Annotated in this window: 13 protein-coding genes and 1 pseudogene; 5 read left to right on the top strand and 9 right to left on the bottom strand. The window is 58.0% G+C overall.

Annotated elements, in window-relative coordinates:
* Positions 1-21 precede the first annotated feature (21 nt).
* The 6 genes from ASD46_RS07705 to ASD46_RS07680 all read right to left on the bottom strand — a co-directional run bounded on the left by ASD46_RS07705 (position 22) and on the right by ASD46_RS07680 (position 6022).
* Entirely contained in the window at positions 22-402 is a 381-nt protein-coding gene (locus ASD46_RS07705; RefSeq protein WP_003519316.1) for a DUF6481 family protein, read from the bottom strand.
* A 361-nt stretch (positions 403-763) separates the two neighbouring features.
* The gene (locus ASD46_RS07700) at positions 764-973 is read right to left on the bottom strand and encodes a cold-shock protein (RefSeq protein ID WP_003519318.1); all 210 of its coding nucleotides are present in this window, start codon (positions 971-973) and stop codon (positions 764-766) included.
* Positions 974-1418: 445 nt separating this feature from the next.
* On the bottom strand, positions 1419-2549 hold the full coding sequence (locus ASD46_RS07695; protein ID WP_060641936.1) for an NAD(P)/FAD-dependent oxidoreductase: 1131 nt from the start codon (positions 2547-2549) through the stop codon (positions 1419-1421).
* A 22-nt stretch (positions 2550-2571) separates the two neighbouring features.
* Positions 2572-3600 carry a Gfo/Idh/MocA family protein gene (locus ASD46_RS07690; RefSeq protein WP_060641935.1) on the bottom strand — a complete coding sequence of 343 codons (1029 nt, stop codon included), beginning with the start codon at positions 3598-3600 and terminating at the stop codon, positions 2572-2574.
* A 19-nt stretch (positions 3601-3619) separates the two neighbouring features.
* The gene (locus tag ASD46_RS07685) at positions 3620-5128 is read right to left on the bottom strand and encodes an amino acid ABC transporter permease/ATP-binding protein (protein ID WP_013637619.1); all 1509 of its coding nucleotides are present in this window, start codon (positions 5126-5128) and stop codon (positions 3620-3622) included.
* Between the two features lie 60 nt (positions 5129-5188).
* Positions 5189-6022, bottom strand: coding sequence for an ABC transporter substrate-binding protein (locus ASD46_RS07680; RefSeq protein WP_025591769.1), 834 nt, complete (start codon positions 6020-6022; stop codon positions 5189-5191).
* A 222-nt stretch (positions 6023-6244) separates the two neighbouring features.
* Between ASD46_RS07680 and ASD46_RS07675 the strand changes: the two genes are divergently transcribed.
* The 4 genes from ASD46_RS07675 (at position 6245) to repC (ending at position 11455) form a co-directional block, all read left to right on the top strand.
* A complete protein-coding gene (locus tag ASD46_RS07675) occupies positions 6245-7312 on the top strand; it encodes a LacI family DNA-binding transcriptional regulator (RefSeq protein ID WP_060641934.1) in 1068 nt (355 codons plus the stop codon).
* 420 nt (positions 7313-7732) lie between these two features.
* Positions 7733-9016 carry a plasmid partitioning protein RepA gene (repA, locus tag ASD46_RS07670; RefSeq protein WP_003518687.1) on the top strand — a complete coding sequence of 428 codons (1284 nt, stop codon included), beginning with the start codon at positions 7733-7735 and terminating at the stop codon, positions 9014-9016.
* Positions 9013-10038 carry a plasmid partitioning protein RepB gene (gene repB, locus ASD46_RS07665; RefSeq protein WP_060641933.1) on the top strand — a complete coding sequence of 342 codons (1026 nt, stop codon included), beginning with the start codon at positions 9013-9015 and terminating at the stop codon, positions 10036-10038. The genes repA and repB overlap by 4 nt, the downstream gene beginning before the upstream one ends.
* A 202-nt stretch (positions 10039-10240) precedes the next feature.
* Positions 10241-11455 carry a plasmid replication protein RepC gene (gene repC / locus ASD46_RS07660; protein ID WP_060641932.1) on the top strand — a complete coding sequence of 405 codons (1215 nt, stop codon included), beginning with the start codon at positions 10241-10243 and terminating at the stop codon, positions 11453-11455.
* A gap of 641 nt (positions 11456-12096) precedes the next feature.
* Here repC and ASD46_RS07655 read toward each other — a convergent pair.
* Both ASD46_RS07655 and ASD46_RS07650 read right to left on the bottom strand, forming a co-directional pair.
* A pseudogene (locus tag ASD46_RS07655) lies at positions 12097-14609 on the bottom strand (CoA transferase).
* Between the two features lie 24 nt (positions 14610-14633).
* On the bottom strand, positions 14634-16322 hold the full coding sequence (locus tag ASD46_RS07650) for a GMC family oxidoreductase (protein ID WP_060641931.1): 1689 nt from the start codon (positions 16320-16322) through the stop codon (positions 14634-14636).
* Positions 16323-16482: 160 nt separating this feature from the next.
* On the opposite strand from ASD46_RS07650, the gene ASD46_RS07645 reads away from it, so the two are divergent.
* Complete coding sequence (locus ASD46_RS07645; protein WP_060641930.1) at positions 16483-17412, top strand: LysR family transcriptional regulator; 930 nt, start codon at positions 16483-16485, stop codon at positions 17410-17412.
* A gap of 56 nt (positions 17413-17468) precedes the next feature.
* Here the strand turns inward: ASD46_RS07645 and ASD46_RS07640 are convergent.
* A partial coding sequence (locus ASD46_RS07640) for a LysR family transcriptional regulator (RefSeq protein WP_060641929.1) occupies positions 17469-18336 on the bottom strand: 868 nt, incomplete at its 5' end.

Below are 18336 nucleotides of genomic sequence, written 5' to 3'. Positions count from 1 at the left end.
GGTCGGCGTGCAAGGGCAAGGTTAGGCTTGTCTTGCCTTGCGGTTAGCGTAGCGCCGGTCGCGTTCAGCCTTTCGCATCGTCTCATCTTCAATGACTCGGGCTATACGTGCCTTTTCGGCACTCTCCCGCGCTTCGATTTCTGCGACTGCGACCGCCTCAATCGCTGCCTGGCGCTCCAAAGCGTCGGTCTCGATACGCTGCTGTTCCTCAAGCTTCGTGCGCTCGCGTTGAAGACGTCGCTCTTCTCGAGCTGTGGCAATGGCTGCTCGTTCTGCCTGTCTTGCCAGCCTGGAAGGTTCTAAAGCGGTCTTTGCCGCGCGGTACGCATTGAGCAGAGCAGCTTTGGCTTCGGTAGATGCGGCGCGACGGTCGGCGACGTCATTGTTTCGGGCGTTCTTCATGGATATCCTGATAATGAGTGGAAGAGAGATCATCGCGTTTTGGCGCGTTTTATGACCGGACTGATGGAGCAGTGGCCTGCCTTCTTGGCGAGACGTGCCGCTGGCAGCCATTCGGTCTACGGGGCGTGAGCGCCGTATTCCGACACTACCGCAAGGTTGCTTTTGACAGAAAATAACATCTGGATGCCGGTGAGGCAGATCGTCGTCTGCAAGGCGGATCCACTTTGTTTTTCTGCTCTTGCAATCTCAATTGGTTCGGCTTGAAACCGAAACGAAAAAGGCCAGGCAAAACGCCTGACCTTAATGAAGCAGCTTCCGACAGTGCCAGTACATCCGTGGTCAAAGGGAAGCAAATCTTGATTTATGCGGCCTGCAGATTGGTAGCAGACATCTTGCCCGACTTGTTGTCGCGCTCGAGTTCGAAGCCGATCTTCTGGCCTTCAACCAGCTCGCGCATTCCGGCGCGCTCGACAGCGGAGATATGAACGAACGCATCAGCGCCGCCATTGTCGGGCTGGATGAAGCCGAAGCCTTTGGTGGAATTAAACCATTTTACTGTGCCAGTGGTCATGTTGAACCCTTTCAAAGCATAGAGTGTAGGACCGCGAAGCTGATGCTGCGCAGCGAGGAAACCGACTATTTTTGAAATGGAAGTTCGCTTAAAGCGCGGTGCCAATCGCGCGGTAGACAAAGCTCGGCAAGCAAAAGATCGATGATTTATGTATAACGGACAGAAGTCGTCGCGTCAACGATTAGTTTTCAAATAATGCAAACTCACCTTTAAATTGTGCGGCGCGTCGCGACGCAGGGTGCCAACTCCTGCCCGCGTGGTGCCGGTTTTTCTATGCGTGGCAACGGTCTGTTGGTATCTCTGAACCCCAGGTTTTCTCCAGGGTCCGTGCAGCCGACAAGGGCATTAGCCTTATGTGAGAGACCGGACGGGCGTTTCCATACCAATAAAAAATGCCGGCCGCGGCGGCGGCCGGCTCATTTTGGCGATATCTGCCTCACATTGCTCAATTCAAGGGGAAACGCTCAGGTCGGAAGGTTGCGAGCATGGGATGTTCGGTGCCTGTCGCAACCTCGAACGCGAGCAGCTCGCCCACGATGAGGCCGAGTGTAGCGCCGCTGTGGCTGAAGGCCACGTAGTAACCGGAAATACTCTTGATGGCTCCAATCACCGGCTCGCCATCGCCGGGGATCGGTTTGCCACCAACGCCGATGGAAGCCACCTCGAGTTTCGGATTGCCTTCCATCACCCGCGCAGCCTCAACCAAAAGCTCTGAAACCACGCTGTCGTAGATATCATAGCTGCCGTCTGCGCGCACTGTCACACCCTCGTCGGCCGCCCAGTCGGCATCCAGGGAGAATGTGCTGTCCGGCGCCGGGCGAACGGCGACGCGCGGTGTATTGAGAACAGCGCGCAGGGGATGGGCGAGCGGCCTCGTCTGCACGAGAAGGGCGATCGGTGTCCCGTCGGCAATGGTCTGTCCGCTTTCCGCAGCCATCTTCGGGACGGCAGGACCGGTGGCAAGCACGACGGCATCCGCCCGATGGAGAACAGCATTTGCAGTTTGCGCGCCAATGACACGACCACCCTCGATCACCACCCGTGCAGCACCCTGGTCCGTTACCAGAACGCCACCGAGTGCGAAAAACTCCTCAAGCAGCACACCAATCAGCGTCGGCAAATCGACCCAGCCTTCGCCGGGATTGAAGATTGCACCCTGTGGAGTGATTGCGACGGCGTCGACACCGGGCACGACGCGGGCGACTTCGGCTGCTGAAAGGCGCTGCGCATCATAGGCAAGCGAAACTTCGTGGCGATAGGCCGCGTCGATCTCGTTGCGCTCGTCATCCGCGTCCCAGGTCAACCCGCCATCAAAGCGAAGCCATTCTGCGCCGGGATTCTGCGCCGCGAGTGTGCGATACCGGTCGATGCCGGCCATACGCAGCCGATGATAGGGCTCAGAGCGCATGCGTGCCGAGTTCAGCCAGGACAGCGAGCGGCCGGAGGCACCATTGGCCGGCGGGCCGTCATTGAGGATCGTCACCTTAATGCCGCGCCGCGCAAGCTGTACGCCAGTGGAAACGCCGAAGATACCGGCGCCGATGATGACGGCCGAAGAGATGGTGTTGTCGGTCATGGAATTGGCTTTCAATCAATTGTCATACGGATGGGGATAAGGCATCGGGGACCTCCCAGCGACCGCTGGCTGCGGAGCGGAACAGCGCGTCAATCGCCGTCATATTCGCGATTGCGTCGCCAAGCCCCGTCTCGAGTGGCCCGCCGGAGAGAACAGCCTCGGCGAATGCATCGGCCTGTTCGCGATACTGGTCGACAGGCCCGATCGCGATCTCCTCGCGGCCGCCGCCGGCAAGATCGCGACCATCATCAAAGACAAGGATGGTCGGCTCATCAGCTGGTGCATTGAAGGGAATGGGGATTTCCAGACGCCCGCGCGTTCCAAGCACCGTGACCTTCTGCGTGAGGGAGAGTTGTGTGGAACAGGTGAAGGCAAGCTGCCTTCCCTCTGGAAACGCCAGCAGCCCGCTCGTCAGCCGGTCCGTGCCGAAGACGGGATCCCGCTCCATGAGGGCGATCGCCCTTACCGGTTCCGCGTCGAACAGGAGCCGCGCCGTGTTGATGGCGTAACAACCAACGTCGAACAGACCGCCGCCGCCAATATCAGCCTGGTTGCGTACATTCCCGGGGTCGTCGAGATAATAGGAAAAGATCGTCTGGATGGCCCTCACCTCGCCGAGGCGCCCCTCGACAATCAACGCGCGCGCCTTTTTCCATTGCGGATGGTGGCGCACCATGAAGGCTTCCGCGACCGGCAGGCCCGCCGCCTTTTGTGCCGCTGCCAGTTCCCTCGCCTGCTCGGCATCAAGCGCGATCGGTTTCTCGCAGAGTACGGGTTTGCCCTGCACCAGTGCCTTTATCGTCAGTGGCACGTGCAGATGATTGGGCAAAGGGTTGTAGATTGCGTCTATTTCCGGATCGGCAAGCAGTTCCTCGTAGCTGCCATAGGACTTGGCGATGCCGAAGCGGGCCGCCATCTCCTTCGCCTTCGCGGCATCGCGCGAGGCGATTGCCGCAACGCGCCCCAGGCGGCTGGACTGGATGGCGGGAATGACCGCCTTGGCAGCAATGCCTGCGCAACCGAGCACACCCCATCGTATCGTTTGTGTCATTGGTTTCTCCTCCCGGCGCTCAGAGCACTTCCGCAAGGAAGCGCTGGAGACGCGGGCTTTGCGGGTTGTCGAATATTGCCTCTGGCGTGCCAGCTTCAACGACGCGCCCCTCGTCCATGAAGACGACCTGATCGGCGACCCGGCGAGCAAATCCCATTTCGTGCGTGACGACGACCATGGTCATGCCACGCGTGCCGAGCTCGGCCATGAGGTTGAGCACGCCCTTGACCAATTCCGGATCGAGCGCACTCGTCACCTCGTCGAAGAGGATAACCTCCGGTTCCATGGCAAGCGCACGGGCAATGGCAACGCGCTGCTGCTGTCCGCCGGAAAGACCGCCCGGACGGTGGTGCTGGCGGCTCGCAAGGCCGACATCGGCAAGCCTTGCCTTGGCGATGCGCTCGGCCTCGGCTGCGGGCAGGCCCTTGATCTTCGTAAGCGACAGCATGACGTTTTCCAGCGCCGTGTGGTCGGGAAAGAGGTTAAAATGCTGGAATACCATGCCGACCCGGCGGCGCAGCGTTTCCGGCTTCATTGCGAGAATGCTTTCGCCATCGATAAGAATATCGCCGCTCTTCGGCTCGACCAGACGGTTGAGCCCACGCAGCAAAGTCGATTTTCCGGATCCGGACGGGCCGATGATGCAGGTGACGCTGCCTGGCTTGACTAAAAGATCGACACCCCTCAGCACATCAAGATCGCCATAGGCCATACCGAGACGGCGCACATCAAGGCTGCCGCCCTTGAACGAGACGCCAGTCGCGCGAGCTGCACTGTCGAGTTCACTGACCTCCTCCAGTCCGCTGGTGATGACGGAGGGGCGCTGCTTGCCAACCCGCAGACGATTGTCGATCGCATTGACGACATGGGTAAGCGGCACGGTAACGACGAGATAAAATACGCCTGCCAGCAGGAGCGGTGACAGATTGCCGGTCACCACCGCCTGGTCCTGTCCCACGCGAAAGATCTCACGCTCTGAGGCCAGAAGCCCGAGGAAATAGACCAGGCTCGAATCCTTGACGTTGCCGATGAACTGGTTGACGAGGGCCGGCAGAACGCGGCGCACGCCTTGCGGCACGACGATAAGGCGCATGCCCTGGCCATAGCTCATCGACAATGCCCGGCAGGCCTCCATCTGCCCACGGTCGACGCTCTGGATACCAGAGCGGAAAATCTCGCCGATATAGGCACCGGCGATCAGGCTGAGTGCCAGAATGCCGAGCGGATAAGGCGATGGACCGAAGAGCTCGCGGCCAATGCGGGCAAAACCCTGGCCAATGAGGAGAATTGTGACGATGGCCGGCAGGCCACGGAAAATATCGGTATAAAGACGAGCGGGAATGCGCAGCCAGGGCGAGCGGGAAATGCCCATGATCGCGAGCATCATGCCGATGGCGACGCCAAGCACAGTCGAGGTCGCAGCCAGGATCAGCGTATTCTTGAGACCAACGGTGATCATGGTCGGCAGCACTTCGGCCATGGCATTCCAGTCGAGGAAGCTACGGCGCAGGTTTTCAAGCCAGTTCATCAGGATATCCCTTGAAAGAAAGGCCGGTCCGACCGGTAAGGGCCGGACCGGAAGGTGGCATCACTGCTTGGGAAGATATGCCTGCGGCATCGGCGTGCCGGGGAACCATTTTTCGTGCAGCTTTTTCCAGGTGCCGTCCTGCATGGCCTCTTTCAGGCCCTTGTTAAGCGCCTCGCGCAATGCATCGTTACCCTTTCGGATGACGAAGCCGGCGGGCGCGTCGAAGCTCGGAATATTGACTGCGACTTTTAGCGCCGGATAACGGGCGGAATAGTCCTTTGCAGCCTCGAAATCGAGGAAATGTGCATCGACCGTCCCGTTGTTGAGTGCGGAAACGGCTGAATTGTTGTCCGGGAACTTCACGAGATCGGTGCCGGCAAAATTCTTCTCGGCATAGATTTCCTGAAGTGTACCCTGCACCACACCGAGACGCTTGCCTTTGAGACCCGCTGCATCGGTGATGCCTGGCTCCGAAGTGAGGACGCTCAAGAAACCTGCAAGATAACCATCAGAGAAATCAATGGTCTCCTTGCGCTTGGCAGTCGTGCCGATCGCAGCGGCCGCAACATCGAAGCGGCCGTTGGCGACAGAGGGCATCAGGGCCGAGAATTCCTGGCCGGTGAACACCACCTGTTCCTTCTTGAACCCAAGACGTTCGGCTACGTTGAGGAACAACTCTATGTCGAAACCGGTAAAGTTGCCGTCGGCGGTGGTGAAGGCATAAGGCTTGGCATCGCCCATCGTGCCGACACTGATGGTGGCGGGATCGATGAGGCCAAGCGGATTGTCGGCAAGTGCGGGCGTCGCCGCGCCTGCAAGGACACCGAGTGTGATCGCGGCCGTGGTCGCGCGAATTTTTGCGAAGGCGGATGTTAAAGCTTGGGTAAATTGCATTGGTTTCTCCTCTGGTGTCGTTGTCTGCGATAAATTCAAGGCGCACGGGTCCCACCCGGTCGGCGGCATGACGTCACCTACCCGGCCCACGCAGTTCGCATGTCGGAAGTCTTTTTATATTTGAGACCGGTCTCAACTAGAAAGAGACCGGTCTCTTTGGATATTGGCAATTGTTATCTTCGCATTTGCCAGTCGTCAAGTTCTCTTGTAAGGCTACCGCTTATGGACAAGATCCCACCTAAAACTCCTTCCGTGACAGTCGCTGACGTCGCACGCCAAGCCGGCGTTTCAAAGGCAACGGCTGCACGCGTACTGGGTGACTACGGAACCGTCAGCGACCGGGTGAGAGAGGCGGTCCTGGCAGCGGCTCAGTCCCTCGATTATCGCCCCAATGAGCTTGCTCGCAGCATGACGACAGGTCGTTCAGGCACCATCGGCGTCGTGGTGGGAGATATTGAAAACCCCTTTTTTAGCCTTGCCGTGCGAGGCATCACGGATATTGCCCGGCAGGCAGGCTTCACCGTCATCCTCATTAACTCGGGTGAAGACGTCGTTGCGGAAAGAGCGGCCATCCGCACTCTGCTTGCCAAGCGTGTCGACGGTCTCATCGTCTCGCCGGCCAAGGAAAACGATGTCGAGCATCTGCATGAGGTTATTCGCTCGGGGCTTCCGCTCGCGTTGCTCGATCGTGGAAGCGACACGCTCGATGTCGACACCGTTATTGCCGACGACCGGCATGCAGCCGAGAATATTACACGCCGGCTGATTGCGCTCGGCCACCGCCGCATCGCCTATTTAACCGCCTGCGACACGCCGGATCATCGGTTCCGCAGTGCAGACGACATCAGTACCGGTTCGGTCAGGCGACGCATCGAAGGGTATCTTGGTGCGTGCAGTGAGGCCGGTCTGACCAACATGGAAAGCTGGGTACAGGTCGGTGCCGTCACTCAGCAAGAGACGCATCGCATCGTTACCGAAATGCTCCAGTCGGCGCAGCGTCCGACGGCAATCATTGCATCGGACAGTATAATCGGCCTGGAGGTGTTCAAGGTTCACCGTCAACTGGGGCTTAGCATCCCGGACGACCTGTCGCTGGTATCGTTCCATGATGCGGATTGGACGTCTGTAACAACGCCTCCCGTGACCGTCGTGCGCCAACCCGTCTACGATCTTGGTGCGACGGCGGCCAGGTTGCTGGTCGACCGGCTAAATGGCAAAGGTCAGACGGTCCGCAAGGTCGTTCTGAAAACCGAAATCGTTGAACGTGCCTCCATGCGGGAAGCACTTTGACTCGGTAGACGGTGTTGAAAAGCTGCTTTGATCCCTCCGTCGTTTTGTGACGGCCCTTCGCCGATCGATCCGCTGTCACTATTATCGCCAACGTAAAAACGACGCTGGTCCTCGGTCAGACAAAAACCGGTAGATCGGCTCGCAGCCGGCCCTTTTAGTATGGCCGAGTGGTTGCCTCTTGAAATCGAATGTCGTTCGATTCGCCATGGGGTAGATTTTTTGCAGTGAAAATTTCGTTTCGACCGACGCTGATGACCTTGATTGCCGAGCAAAAATGCAGTTGCCGCCGCAGGGGCAGGATGTCCGAAACATTCTATAAGTATCTGATTATAATTTATAAAATGGGCGCGTCTATTCCCCTGTCAACCACGGACGTCAATATCCGGTTAACCGTAAATAACTGGACGGCGAAACAGAATCATGTTGTACCTTTGGCGGACGATGGTCGGCAAACCGGCGAATGCCCGCCAAGAGGAAAATATGGCGATAGCAAAACACGCAGAAATGACGAGCGGTCAGAAGGAAGACGCGGGCGCCAAGATCATGCGCCATGCGGGTCTTCTGTCTCAGCAGTTGCAGGACCTTCGCACCCGCATGTATCCTCCGAAGTCGGAGAAAAGCCTGCGACCGTTCCTCACCAACGAAGTCTCCAAGCTGACCTCAATACCCGATTCTACGCTGAAACTCATGTCGAGCGAAGGCCGTGGACCGATCCCTGGCCGGCTCGAAAATAACCATCGGGTCTATACGCTTGCTCAGATCAATGAATTGCGCGAGCTCTTTGCCGCCCAGAAGCCTTCTGAAGCGCTGAGATTTTCTCCTCGCCGACGCGAGGGCGAGCATCTCCAGGTCGTTGCGATCGCCAACTTCAAGGGCGGCAGTGCCAAGACCACGACCTGCGTCCATCTTGCGCATTATCTCGCGCTGCAGGGCTACCGCGTGCTTGCTCTTGATCTCGATCCGCAGGCATCACTTTCTGCACTGTTCGGCGCGCAACCTGAGTTTGACGTTGGTGCCAACGAAACGATATACGCTGCTCTTCGCTACGACGACGCCGAGCGCCGGCCAATCCGCGATATCATCCGCAAGACCTATTTCGACGGGATCGATCTGATACCCGGCAACCTCGAAGTGATGGAATATGAGCATGAAACGCCGCGGGTTCTGGCGCAGAAATCGGGCTCGGGAGCGATCTTCTTTGAACGGTTGAAGCTTGCTCTTGCCGAGGTTGATCAGGACTATGACGTCGTCATTCTCGATACTCCGCCGTCTCTCGGGTTTCTGACGCTGAGTGCGATTTATGCTGCGACCAGCATGATTATCACGGTACACCCGGCGATGCTCGATGTCGCATCCATGAGCCAGTTTCTCCTGATGATGGGGGACCTGATAAGCGTGCTCAATGAGAGCGGAGCGCAGCTTGATCAGGATTTCATCCGCTATCTCATTACCCGCCATGATCCCAACGACGCACCACAGTCTCAGGTCGTTGCGTTGATGCGCCATCTCTTCGGAACGGATGTGCTTCTTCCGACGCTGATTGAAAGCACTGCTGTCGAGGCAGCAGGACTTGCAAAGCGCTCGATTTACGAACTCGAAATGGGCCAGATCGGCCGTGACACGCATAAACGCGCACGCGAGGCGGTTGATGCCGTCAACGAAGCGGTCGTGAAACTCATCAACACCAGCTGGGGACGCACATGACCAACAAGTCATCGCGTAAATCCATCGTTGCAAATTTTGGCCTGCTGTCGGCGGAACTTGAAAACCGGCTGGCGACCGACGCTCCTGCCTCCCCGCAACAACCTGCACCAACTGCACGTGTCGGTGCCGGCGTGATCGGTGCGGCGCACAGGGCGATCGACGACATCAAATCGGAACGCGACCGCCTCAAGGCGCTTGTTGAATCGGGTGGTGGTGCGATCAGAGAGCTCGACCCGTCAAAGGTCGATCCCTCTCCCTTTCCCGATCGTCTTCCTGATGACGATGCATCGGATTTCGAGTCTTTCAGGAACTCGATAAAGTCCGAGGGTCAGAAGGTCCCGATCCAGGTCCGGAAGTCACCAGCATCGCCCGATCGCTATCAGGTTATCTACGGCCATCGCCGGCTCCAGGCAGCACGCGATCTTGGAATTCCGGTCAAGGCGATCGAAGTCGAGATTTCCGACGTCGAGCTTGTCATTGCGCAGGGTATTGAAAATGCCGATCGCCAGGATCTGACCTGGATCGAGCGCACCCTGTTTGCCCGCCGTATGGATGATGCCGATGTGAAGCCTCGTGATATCAAGGCGGCATTGTCTATCGACGATCCCGAGCTTGCACGAATGCGAGCGGTTTATCGCGCCCTTCCGCTCGATATCGTCGAGACAATTGGTCGGGCAGCCAAGGTCGGTCGTCCAAGGTGGGTGGAGTTTGCAAAGGCTTTCTCCGAACAGCCTGACCTGCATGATGAAGTGCGCAGGGTGCTTTCGGCCGCTACGCAAAGACGGCTTGGATCCGATCAAAAGTTTCTGGCCGCCTTTAACGCCCTGAAACCTGCCGCACCGTCGAAGGCCGGCAAGATGATTGAAGGCGCCGCAGGCGAACCACTTGGCAGCTTTTCTCGCACGAACAAGGATATCCGTATTTCGGCGGATACACCGGCCGGAGCAGAATTCCTGCGTTTCATCGAAGCGCAGCTGCCGTCACTGGCTGAGCGGTTCACGCGTGAAAGATCAAAGATTTGAACTGAGGCTGAGAAACAGACTCCGGAACCATTTTAAGTAAGGAAAACGCGCAAAAGAAAAAGGCCCCCGAAACGTTGCCGTCATGGAAGCCCTTCTCGTCGTGTGAGAGCTAGAGAATCGCATTTCCATGAATCCTAGTCAAGAGTCTTTGGCACCGTTTTGGTGAGCGTGAATCTTTTGCCTTTTTGAAGAGGCGAGGGACATGGAAGGTGGACAAGTGACGACGCCGTTTGGGCGGCGGTCGGTAACGCTTGCGCTTGTGAAGCAGCAGATTGCCACGACCAGGATCAAGGAAGGCAAGTCGGCAGACAAATGGAAAGTCTTCCGCGACGCATCGGAGGCGCGAGAGGTGCTTGGTCTGCAGGATCGCAGCCTTGCAGTGCTCGATGCGCTTCTGAGTTTCTATCCTGAAAATGAGCTGCGCCAGGACGCACAGCTTATCGTTTTCCCGTCGAACATCCAGCTGTCAATTCGTGCGCATGGCATTGCGGGCGCTACCCTGCGGCGTCATCTTGCCCTGCTTGTCGATGCAGGGCTGATCATCCGCAAGGATAGTGCAAACGGCAAACGCTACGCCCGAAAGGATGGTGAAGGCTCGATCGAGCACGCCTTCGGTTTTGACATATCGCCGCTTCTGATGCGCGCCGAGGAACTGGCATGCCTTGCCCAGCAGGTGGCTGCCGATCGGATTGCGTTCCGCAGGGCAAAGGAGAACCTAACGATCTGCCGGCGGGATATCCGCAAGCTGATTACGGCGGCCGTCGAAGAGGGAGCTGCAGGCGACTGGGACGAGCTGGAAGAACAATATCTGGCCGCTGTCAGGCGAATTCCTCGAAACCCGACGCTCGAGGAATTGAGAGATTTGGGCATCGAGATGGATAATTTGCGGCGGAACATCATCAACCAGTTGAATTCCGATGATTTTTCTTCAGAAATGACCACCAATGATGCTCAAAATGAGCGTCACATACAGAATTCAAATACCAACCTCCTTAATGAACTTGAACCTCGCTCTGAAAAAGAGCAGGAGGCGACGCCGAGCCAGAATAAGCAGGCCGAACATGTGCCGATTAAGGCTTTCCCGATTGGTCTCGTCTTGCGCGCCTGCCCCGAGATTTTAAACTACGGTCCTGAAGGCCAGATCAGAAACTGGCGAGAACTCATGACGGCCGCCGTGGTGGTCAGATCGATGCTCGGGGTGAGCCCGTCCGCATATCAGGAGGCCTGTGAGGTGATGGGTCCGGAGAACGCGGCAGTGACGATCGCCTGCATTCTCGAGCGGGGCGGCCACATCAATTCGGCCGGCGGGTATCTCAGAGACCTAACCAATCGGGCCAAGCGAGGTGAGTTTTCGCTGGGGCCGGTGCTGATGGCGCTATTGCGGGCGGCCGGTCATTCGGTGAAGGCAACGGGGTGACGTTGACGTAATGGCTGAGGGTTCCCGTTGCGCCGGTGTTTCCATCTGGAGACTGGAGCATTTGAGGAATCCACATCCAGGTTTGGGGGCTTTCCCTTCATTTTCCGGCCTTCCATATCAGTTCCTTCCGCCTCAATGTTTGCGATCCAATGACAGCTAAACTCTTGTTGGATTGCAGCCAGGTTAAAAGGCCGAGAGAGACTGACATCAGCTACCGGACGTTGTTCACGGAGCTGATGCGGCGGACGTTGTTGCCTAATTTGCGGCGGACTTCCGTTTGGAAGGGTAGTTCGTGACTGTGACGGTCAAATAAAGCGACTGTTGGTATTTCGATCTCCCTATTCCCGTGGACAAGGATGAGCGAAGCTATTCCGGGTCACACTACGATAAGCAGATCACAGTGCGGTATGATCATACGGCACCCTGATGACGATTGTGGTTATCTGGACTAGGGATTGATCACTTTCACCCCGGCAGCCTCGAAAGTGCTTGTATAAGTCATGTCGAGGCAAAAAGTTCTTTCATGGCACTTCCTCCCAAGGTGCCATGTTGAATATCTAACCCGTTAATGCCATCGCGCACTTGGACGGGCCGTGAGCGGCTTCGGTATCCTCCTCAGAACACGAAGCTGCCGTGTCCTGCTAACTCGGCAGATACTCTGCGCTCCAACTCTCGCTGATCGTGCCGGATGAAATCAACCGATCGATCTCGTTATCGGTGTAGTTCAGGTCGCGGAGAACGGCGCGTGTGGAGGCGCCGTACTTCTCCGCTGGCGTTATAGCCGTCACCTTGCCGACTGCCGGACGGATGGCGAAGGGGTCGAGCTGAGTGACGGTGTGCCCGCTCGGATGGTCTGGAAAAACCGAGAATGAATAACTGCCCCGGTCGATCCCCGGCGTGCCGTCGGCAATGCGGGCGCTGCGGCTGCGGATCTCCTCGATGTTCTCGCAGAGAGATACGCCGATATCGGCTTTCTGCAGGCGCTGTTGCCAGGTTTCAGCAGGTGCCGTCATGAAGGCTTTCGCCAGATAGGCCTCGCGATCGGATGCGGCCGTCTCGACAATTGCCTCAAGCCCCTCCGCCCTGCCGAAGCGTGGCAAATCAACTTCCGAAGCACAGAGGAGAATATGATCCCCCGACGCCGTTTCGTAGAGCTGCGACAGGGCGTTATATCCCTTGGTCTCGCGACCGGAAGGCTCATCGAAGGGACCTCGGTTGGCATAGTCATAGCAGAAGGGTATCTGGGCGAGACCGGTAAGCGCTGACAGCGAGGTCCGCGGACGGCCGATGACCCCGGTTCTGGATTTCTGATACAAAGCCGCTGCAATGCCGAGCGCAGCGCCGAAACCGCACATTACGTCAATGGTACCGACATGGGCGTGTTCCTCCGGCGTGTCCATGGAGCCGCCGAAACGTAACATGATGCCGGTTGCCGACTGCACGAGGTCGTCATAGCCGAGATAGTCGGTACGCGGACCGGTGCGAACGCCGCCGAAGCAATCGAGCTGGCAGAAGATCGCTTGGGGGTTGAGCGCTTTCAGGCTTTCGGCATCGAGCCCCATCGCCTTGACCTGACGGTCGGTGGCGTTCCAGACAACGACATCGACTGAGCGCACCAGTTCTTCGAACACGATGCGGCCATCGGGCGAACCAATGTTCAGCAGCACGGACTGTTTGCCGCGCATGTGGGACATGCCGAAGATCACGGTGTTCCAGCAGTCATAGAGCGGCTTGGCCGGATCGATCTTGATGACCTCCGCACCGAAACGGGCAAGATAGGCGACCGAATGCGGACCGGCGATCACATTGCACAGATCGAGAACCTTGACGCCGTCCAGCCAGCCGCCGGGGGCCCCATTCGCTACAACCGGCAAGGAAAGGCGCTCCATGCCGGCGAGCAGTGCTAGCGCCTCCTTCGCCGTTCCCCAACGTCTCGGGCTTGGCGTTAACATAGATTCGGCGCTCTCCTGCAGCCAGGCCATAGGCCCCGGCTGGGTCATGCGGCCGAGGATCGGATCGTCCACTTCGATCATGAGGCCGGCAGCCTTGGCATGATCGTCGGCGATCCATTCCTTCAGCGAGCGTTGCGGCGCGCCCGGAAACAGCCCTTCTCCGAAGACACGTTCCCATTCGGAAGCCGTTTTGGTCAGGAAAACATCCTTCATACGAGCCGCGATTTTGTCAACCCAGAATTTCGGGAGCGGATAGACACCGAGCGAAACGTCCGAAGACCACTGCGAAACTGGAAGATAGGTGTCTTCCTCCTCGCGCAGTCCTTCAGCAACGAGCTCGTCGAAAATGCCAAGCGCTTGCAGGCAGCGTTTGGCATGGTTCTTGTGGCTGGGGCAGACCACGAGAACATCCGCCCGGCGGCGCACCTATAGCTGCGATAGAAGGGATCGAGAAACTCCTGGAGGTCGTCAAAAGACATGTCCATTTGCAGGTCCTCGCCGCGCCGACGCTCGATTTCCCGCTCGCGCTGGGTTTTATAACGCAACGGATAGTCGTCAATCAGAATGGAATTGTAGGACAGGCCCTCCATGACGGCGCTTGCCAGCGGCACCTCAATATGATCGCCGTGGCCGGTGCGCTCACGCGCCTGAAGCGCCAACACCGTCGCGGAGGCCGCAAGCATCGTACCATATGCGGAAGAGAGTGGGAGCGGCGAGAAAGACGGGTTGATACCCATAAGAACGCGGTTTAAGCCCATATCCGTAAAGACGCCCGACGAGGCTGCGATCACTGTCTCGAAGGCTCGCCAGTCCCGGCGGAGTTCATCGTCGGAGGCGAAACCTGGGATAGACAGGGTGATCAGCTCAGGCCGCGATTTACGCAAAGTCGAAAAATCGATCCCGAGCCGGGCAAGCACACCGGGGCGGAAGTTCTCGATCACAATATCAGCCTCGGCCACCAGCGCTTTCGCCTCAAGCAAACCCTTCTCCGTTTTGAGGTCGAGTGCGACGATCAGCTTGTTGCGGTTGAGGATGGCGTTGGCGGGATTGTCCCAGAGCGGCCCGCTGGGGGGATCGATATGCACGACGGTCGCGCCGAGATCGCCAAGGATCATGGCCACGGCCGGGCCAGCAATATACTGCCCAAAATCAACGACTCGAACGCCGGAAAGCGGAAGCGTTGAACGTGCTATTGATGTCATCCTGTAACCTCCCCCAATAGTTTTCTATGCGTGTGCGTCAGCAACAATCCAGCCGGCTGCCTTTTCGGCGATCATCAGCGTCGGCGCATTGGTGTTACCACTGGTGATCTTCGGCATGATGCCCGCATCGACGACCCGCAGTCCCGCGATTCCGCGAACCTTGAGGCGACTATCGACAACCGCCATAGGATCGTCATCCCCGCCCATCTTTGTCGTACCAACCGGATGGAAGATGGTATTGGCAATATCGCCCGCAAGCCGCGCCAGCTCCTCATCGCTTTGGAACTGCGGGCCCGGTTTCCACTCCTCCGGCCTATATTTCGCCAATGCTGGCTGCGACACGATTTTACGCACTTGCCGCAGACTTTCGGCAGCAATCCTGCGGTCTTCGTCCGTGCTGAGATAGTTCGGCGCAATCGCCGGCGCGTCCGACGCCTTATTGGAGCGAATTCGAACGCTGCCCACGCTCGATGGATTGAGGTTGCAAACGCTGGCAGTGAAAGCGGGGACAGTGTGCAACGGTTCGCCGAAGGCGTCGAGGCTGAGCGGCTGGACGTGATACTCCAGATTGGCGTGGGCCTGGCGTTCGTCCGAACGGGTGAAGGCGCCCAGCTGCGAGGGCGACATGCTCATCGGACCACTGCGTTTCAACGCATATTCGAGCCCTATCATCGCTTTACCAAAGACGCTGTTGGCGAGCGTATTCAGCGTTTTCGTATTACCGACCTTGAAGACGGCACGGATCTGCAGATGGTCCTGAAGATTTTCTCCGACACCTGGCAGGTCGTGTTTGACCTCAATACCGAAACGCTTCAGCAATCCCGCTGGACCGATGCCAGATAATTGCAGGATTTGTGGTGAGCCGATGGCGCCGGCCGACAGAATGACCTCTCCCCGCGCCCCAACCTCCGCGCGCTGCCCTTGACGCGCAACAATAACACCGATGCAGCGCTTGCGACCAGATGCCTCGTTCGCAAGGATCAAACGCTCGACATGAGATTGCGTCCAGATCGTCAGGTTTGCGCGGTTTTTCGCTGGGCGCAGGAAAGCCTTGGACGTGTTCCAGCGCCAGCCCGAGCGCTGGTTCACCTCGAAATAGCCGACGCCTTCATTGTTGCCACTGTTGAAATCGTCCGAACGCGGAATGCCCGCTTCCACCGCGGCTTCTGCAAAGGATTCGAGGATATCCCATTTCAGCCGCTGCTTCTCGATGCGCCATTCGCCGCCATGGCCATGCATGTCGGAAAACCTGCTGTTGCCACCAGTCTTCGGGTCTGCGCCATGGTCCAGCCGGTAGTGGTCCTCATGCGCCTTGAAATCGGGCAGGCAATTTTGCCAAGACCAGGCATCGTCGCCGGTTGTCGTTGCCCACCCGTCAAAATCGCGTGCCTGACCACGCATATAGATCATGCCGTTGATCGACGAGCAGCCACCAAGCGTCTTACCGCGAGGATAGCGTAGCGAACGACCGTTCAGTCCGGCGTCCGGTTCGGTTTTGTAAAGCCAGTCTGTGCGGGGGTTGCCGATACAATAAAGATACCCGACCGGGATATGTATCCATGGGTAGTCGTCCTTGCGGCCGGCTTCCAGCAACAGGACACGTTTTGACGGGTCACGACTGAGGCGATTGGCAAGCAAACAGCCTGCGGAGCCACCACCGACGATAATGTAGTCAAAAACGTCGTGGAAATTGCCGGAACCACCATTCCTCATTGAGTTACCCTCCAATCGCGATGGAACACCACACAATTATAAGACTGGACACTTTGCAGTGGCATGCCATGCTTCCTCCCTGCTTTATATGCAGGCATAGCCAACATTCGCTCGTGAAATCCAATGACAAATTCAACCAAGCATTATAAGTGAAATTAATATGCTGGAAGGTATCGATCTAAGAACATTGCGAGCGTTTGTTACCGTGGGGCGAGAAGGGAACGTCACCCGCGCCGCCGAGCACCTGCACGTTACGCAGCCTGCGGTGACGCTTCAGTTGAAACGCTTGGCCGCTGACACCGGGCTAACCCTGTTCCGGCGGACCTCGACAGGTTTGGAGTTGACACAGGAAGGTGCACTGTTGGCGGCAAAGGCCGAGCAAGTGCTGGCGGCGCTGACGGACTTCGGCCAGACAGCCGGACGTTTATCGACCGGCGTCCGGGGAAAATTGCGGATCGGTACGATCATCGATCCGGAGTTCACACGATTAGGGGCGTTTCTGAAAGCACTTATCGAAAACGGGCCAGGTATCGAGACAACGCTGCGTCATGGCATGAGCGGCGATGTGCCGGAGAGGCTGAAGCGAAACGAACTCGACGCCGGTTTTTATCTTGGTGATCCAAGGGACTATGACCCGCCGACCGATGTTACTGGAGGGAGTACCGCGTCGCTTTTCCACTCTCGCGCACTTGCGCAATTGACCTATTGCGTTGTCGCTCCGCCATCGCTCGCCAGCTTTGTTCGAGGGGCCAACTGGTTACAGCTTGCCTCCCTCCCCTGGATCGGCACGCCACCCGCATCGGTTCATAACCGGATGCTGGCACGGCTGTTCACCAATCTTGGCGTTCGCCAACAGATTGTCGCCCAGGTGGATCAGGAAGCGTCAATGATTGCCATGACACGCACAGGGATAGGGCTGAGCCTTTGCCGGGAATCGATTGCCCTTTATGAACAGCAGTCCCATGGACTGGTGATCGCTGATAATGTGAAGCTCTCGACGACCTTAAGTTTCCTCTGCCTGGAAGCGCGTATGAGCGATCCTTCTATCGTCGCTGCATTTGACGCAATCAAACGAGTTTGGGTTCAGTAAACCGACTTAGCGGTGAAGCTCTTGACAGGAATCGAACCGTCGGTGCGCCAGTCCCTTCACACACGCAGCACATCGATGACAGCGCGCAGGCCGGCCGACAGGTATTTCCGCGTCGGGTAATAGAGATACAGCCAGTCCTCGGGCGCACTCCAGGATGCCAGGCATTCGACCAGGCTGCCATTCTCGATATAGGCACGCGCCCGCTCTTCCCAGACGTAAGCCAGCCCCACGCCCGAAAGTGCTGCCTCGACCATCAGCTCATGGTCATCGAGCGACAGAGAGCCGGTCGGCTCGAATTCGATGATCTTGCCTGCGCGGCTGAACTCCCAGGCATAGGGCTTGCCGCTTGGATAGATATTGCGAATACAGACATGGTGACGCAAATCATCCGGGGTTTTGGGGCGCGGATGACGTTCGAAATAGCTTGTTGAGCCCACGACGGCAAACCGCAGCCGCGGCTTGATCTTCACGGCGGTCATGCCATCGCGCAGACTTTCTCCAAGACGGATGCCGGCATCGAACCCCTCCTCCACAATGTCGACAAGGCGGTCGGTAGCGACGATTTCCAGCTCTAGACCTGGATTTTCTGCGATGAGCGGACCAATCACCGATCGGAACACAAATGGCGCCACAGAATTGGGCGCATTGATGCGAACCTTGCCAAATGGCGTGTCGCGAAACTGATTGAGCGCATCCAGCGCCGAGCCGATTTCCCCGAAAGCCGGCGACAGTTGCGCAAGCAACATTGCCCCGGCATCAGTCAGCGACACGCTGCGGGTCGTCCGGTTGAGCAATCGGATGCCGACACGCGCTTCCAGATTGCCGACCGCATGGCTGATCGCCGAGGCCGTCACCCCGCGCTCTTCACCGGCACGGCGAAAGTTGCGGTGACGGGCGACCGCATCGAAGGCCGCGAGTTCAGAG

The organism is Rhizobium sp. Root491, assembly GCF_001427205.1.
Classification (GTDB): domain Bacteria; phylum Pseudomonadota; class Alphaproteobacteria; order Rhizobiales; family Rhizobiaceae; genus Agrobacterium; species Agrobacterium tumefaciens.
This window is presented reverse-complemented; position numbering and strand designations above follow the sequence as displayed.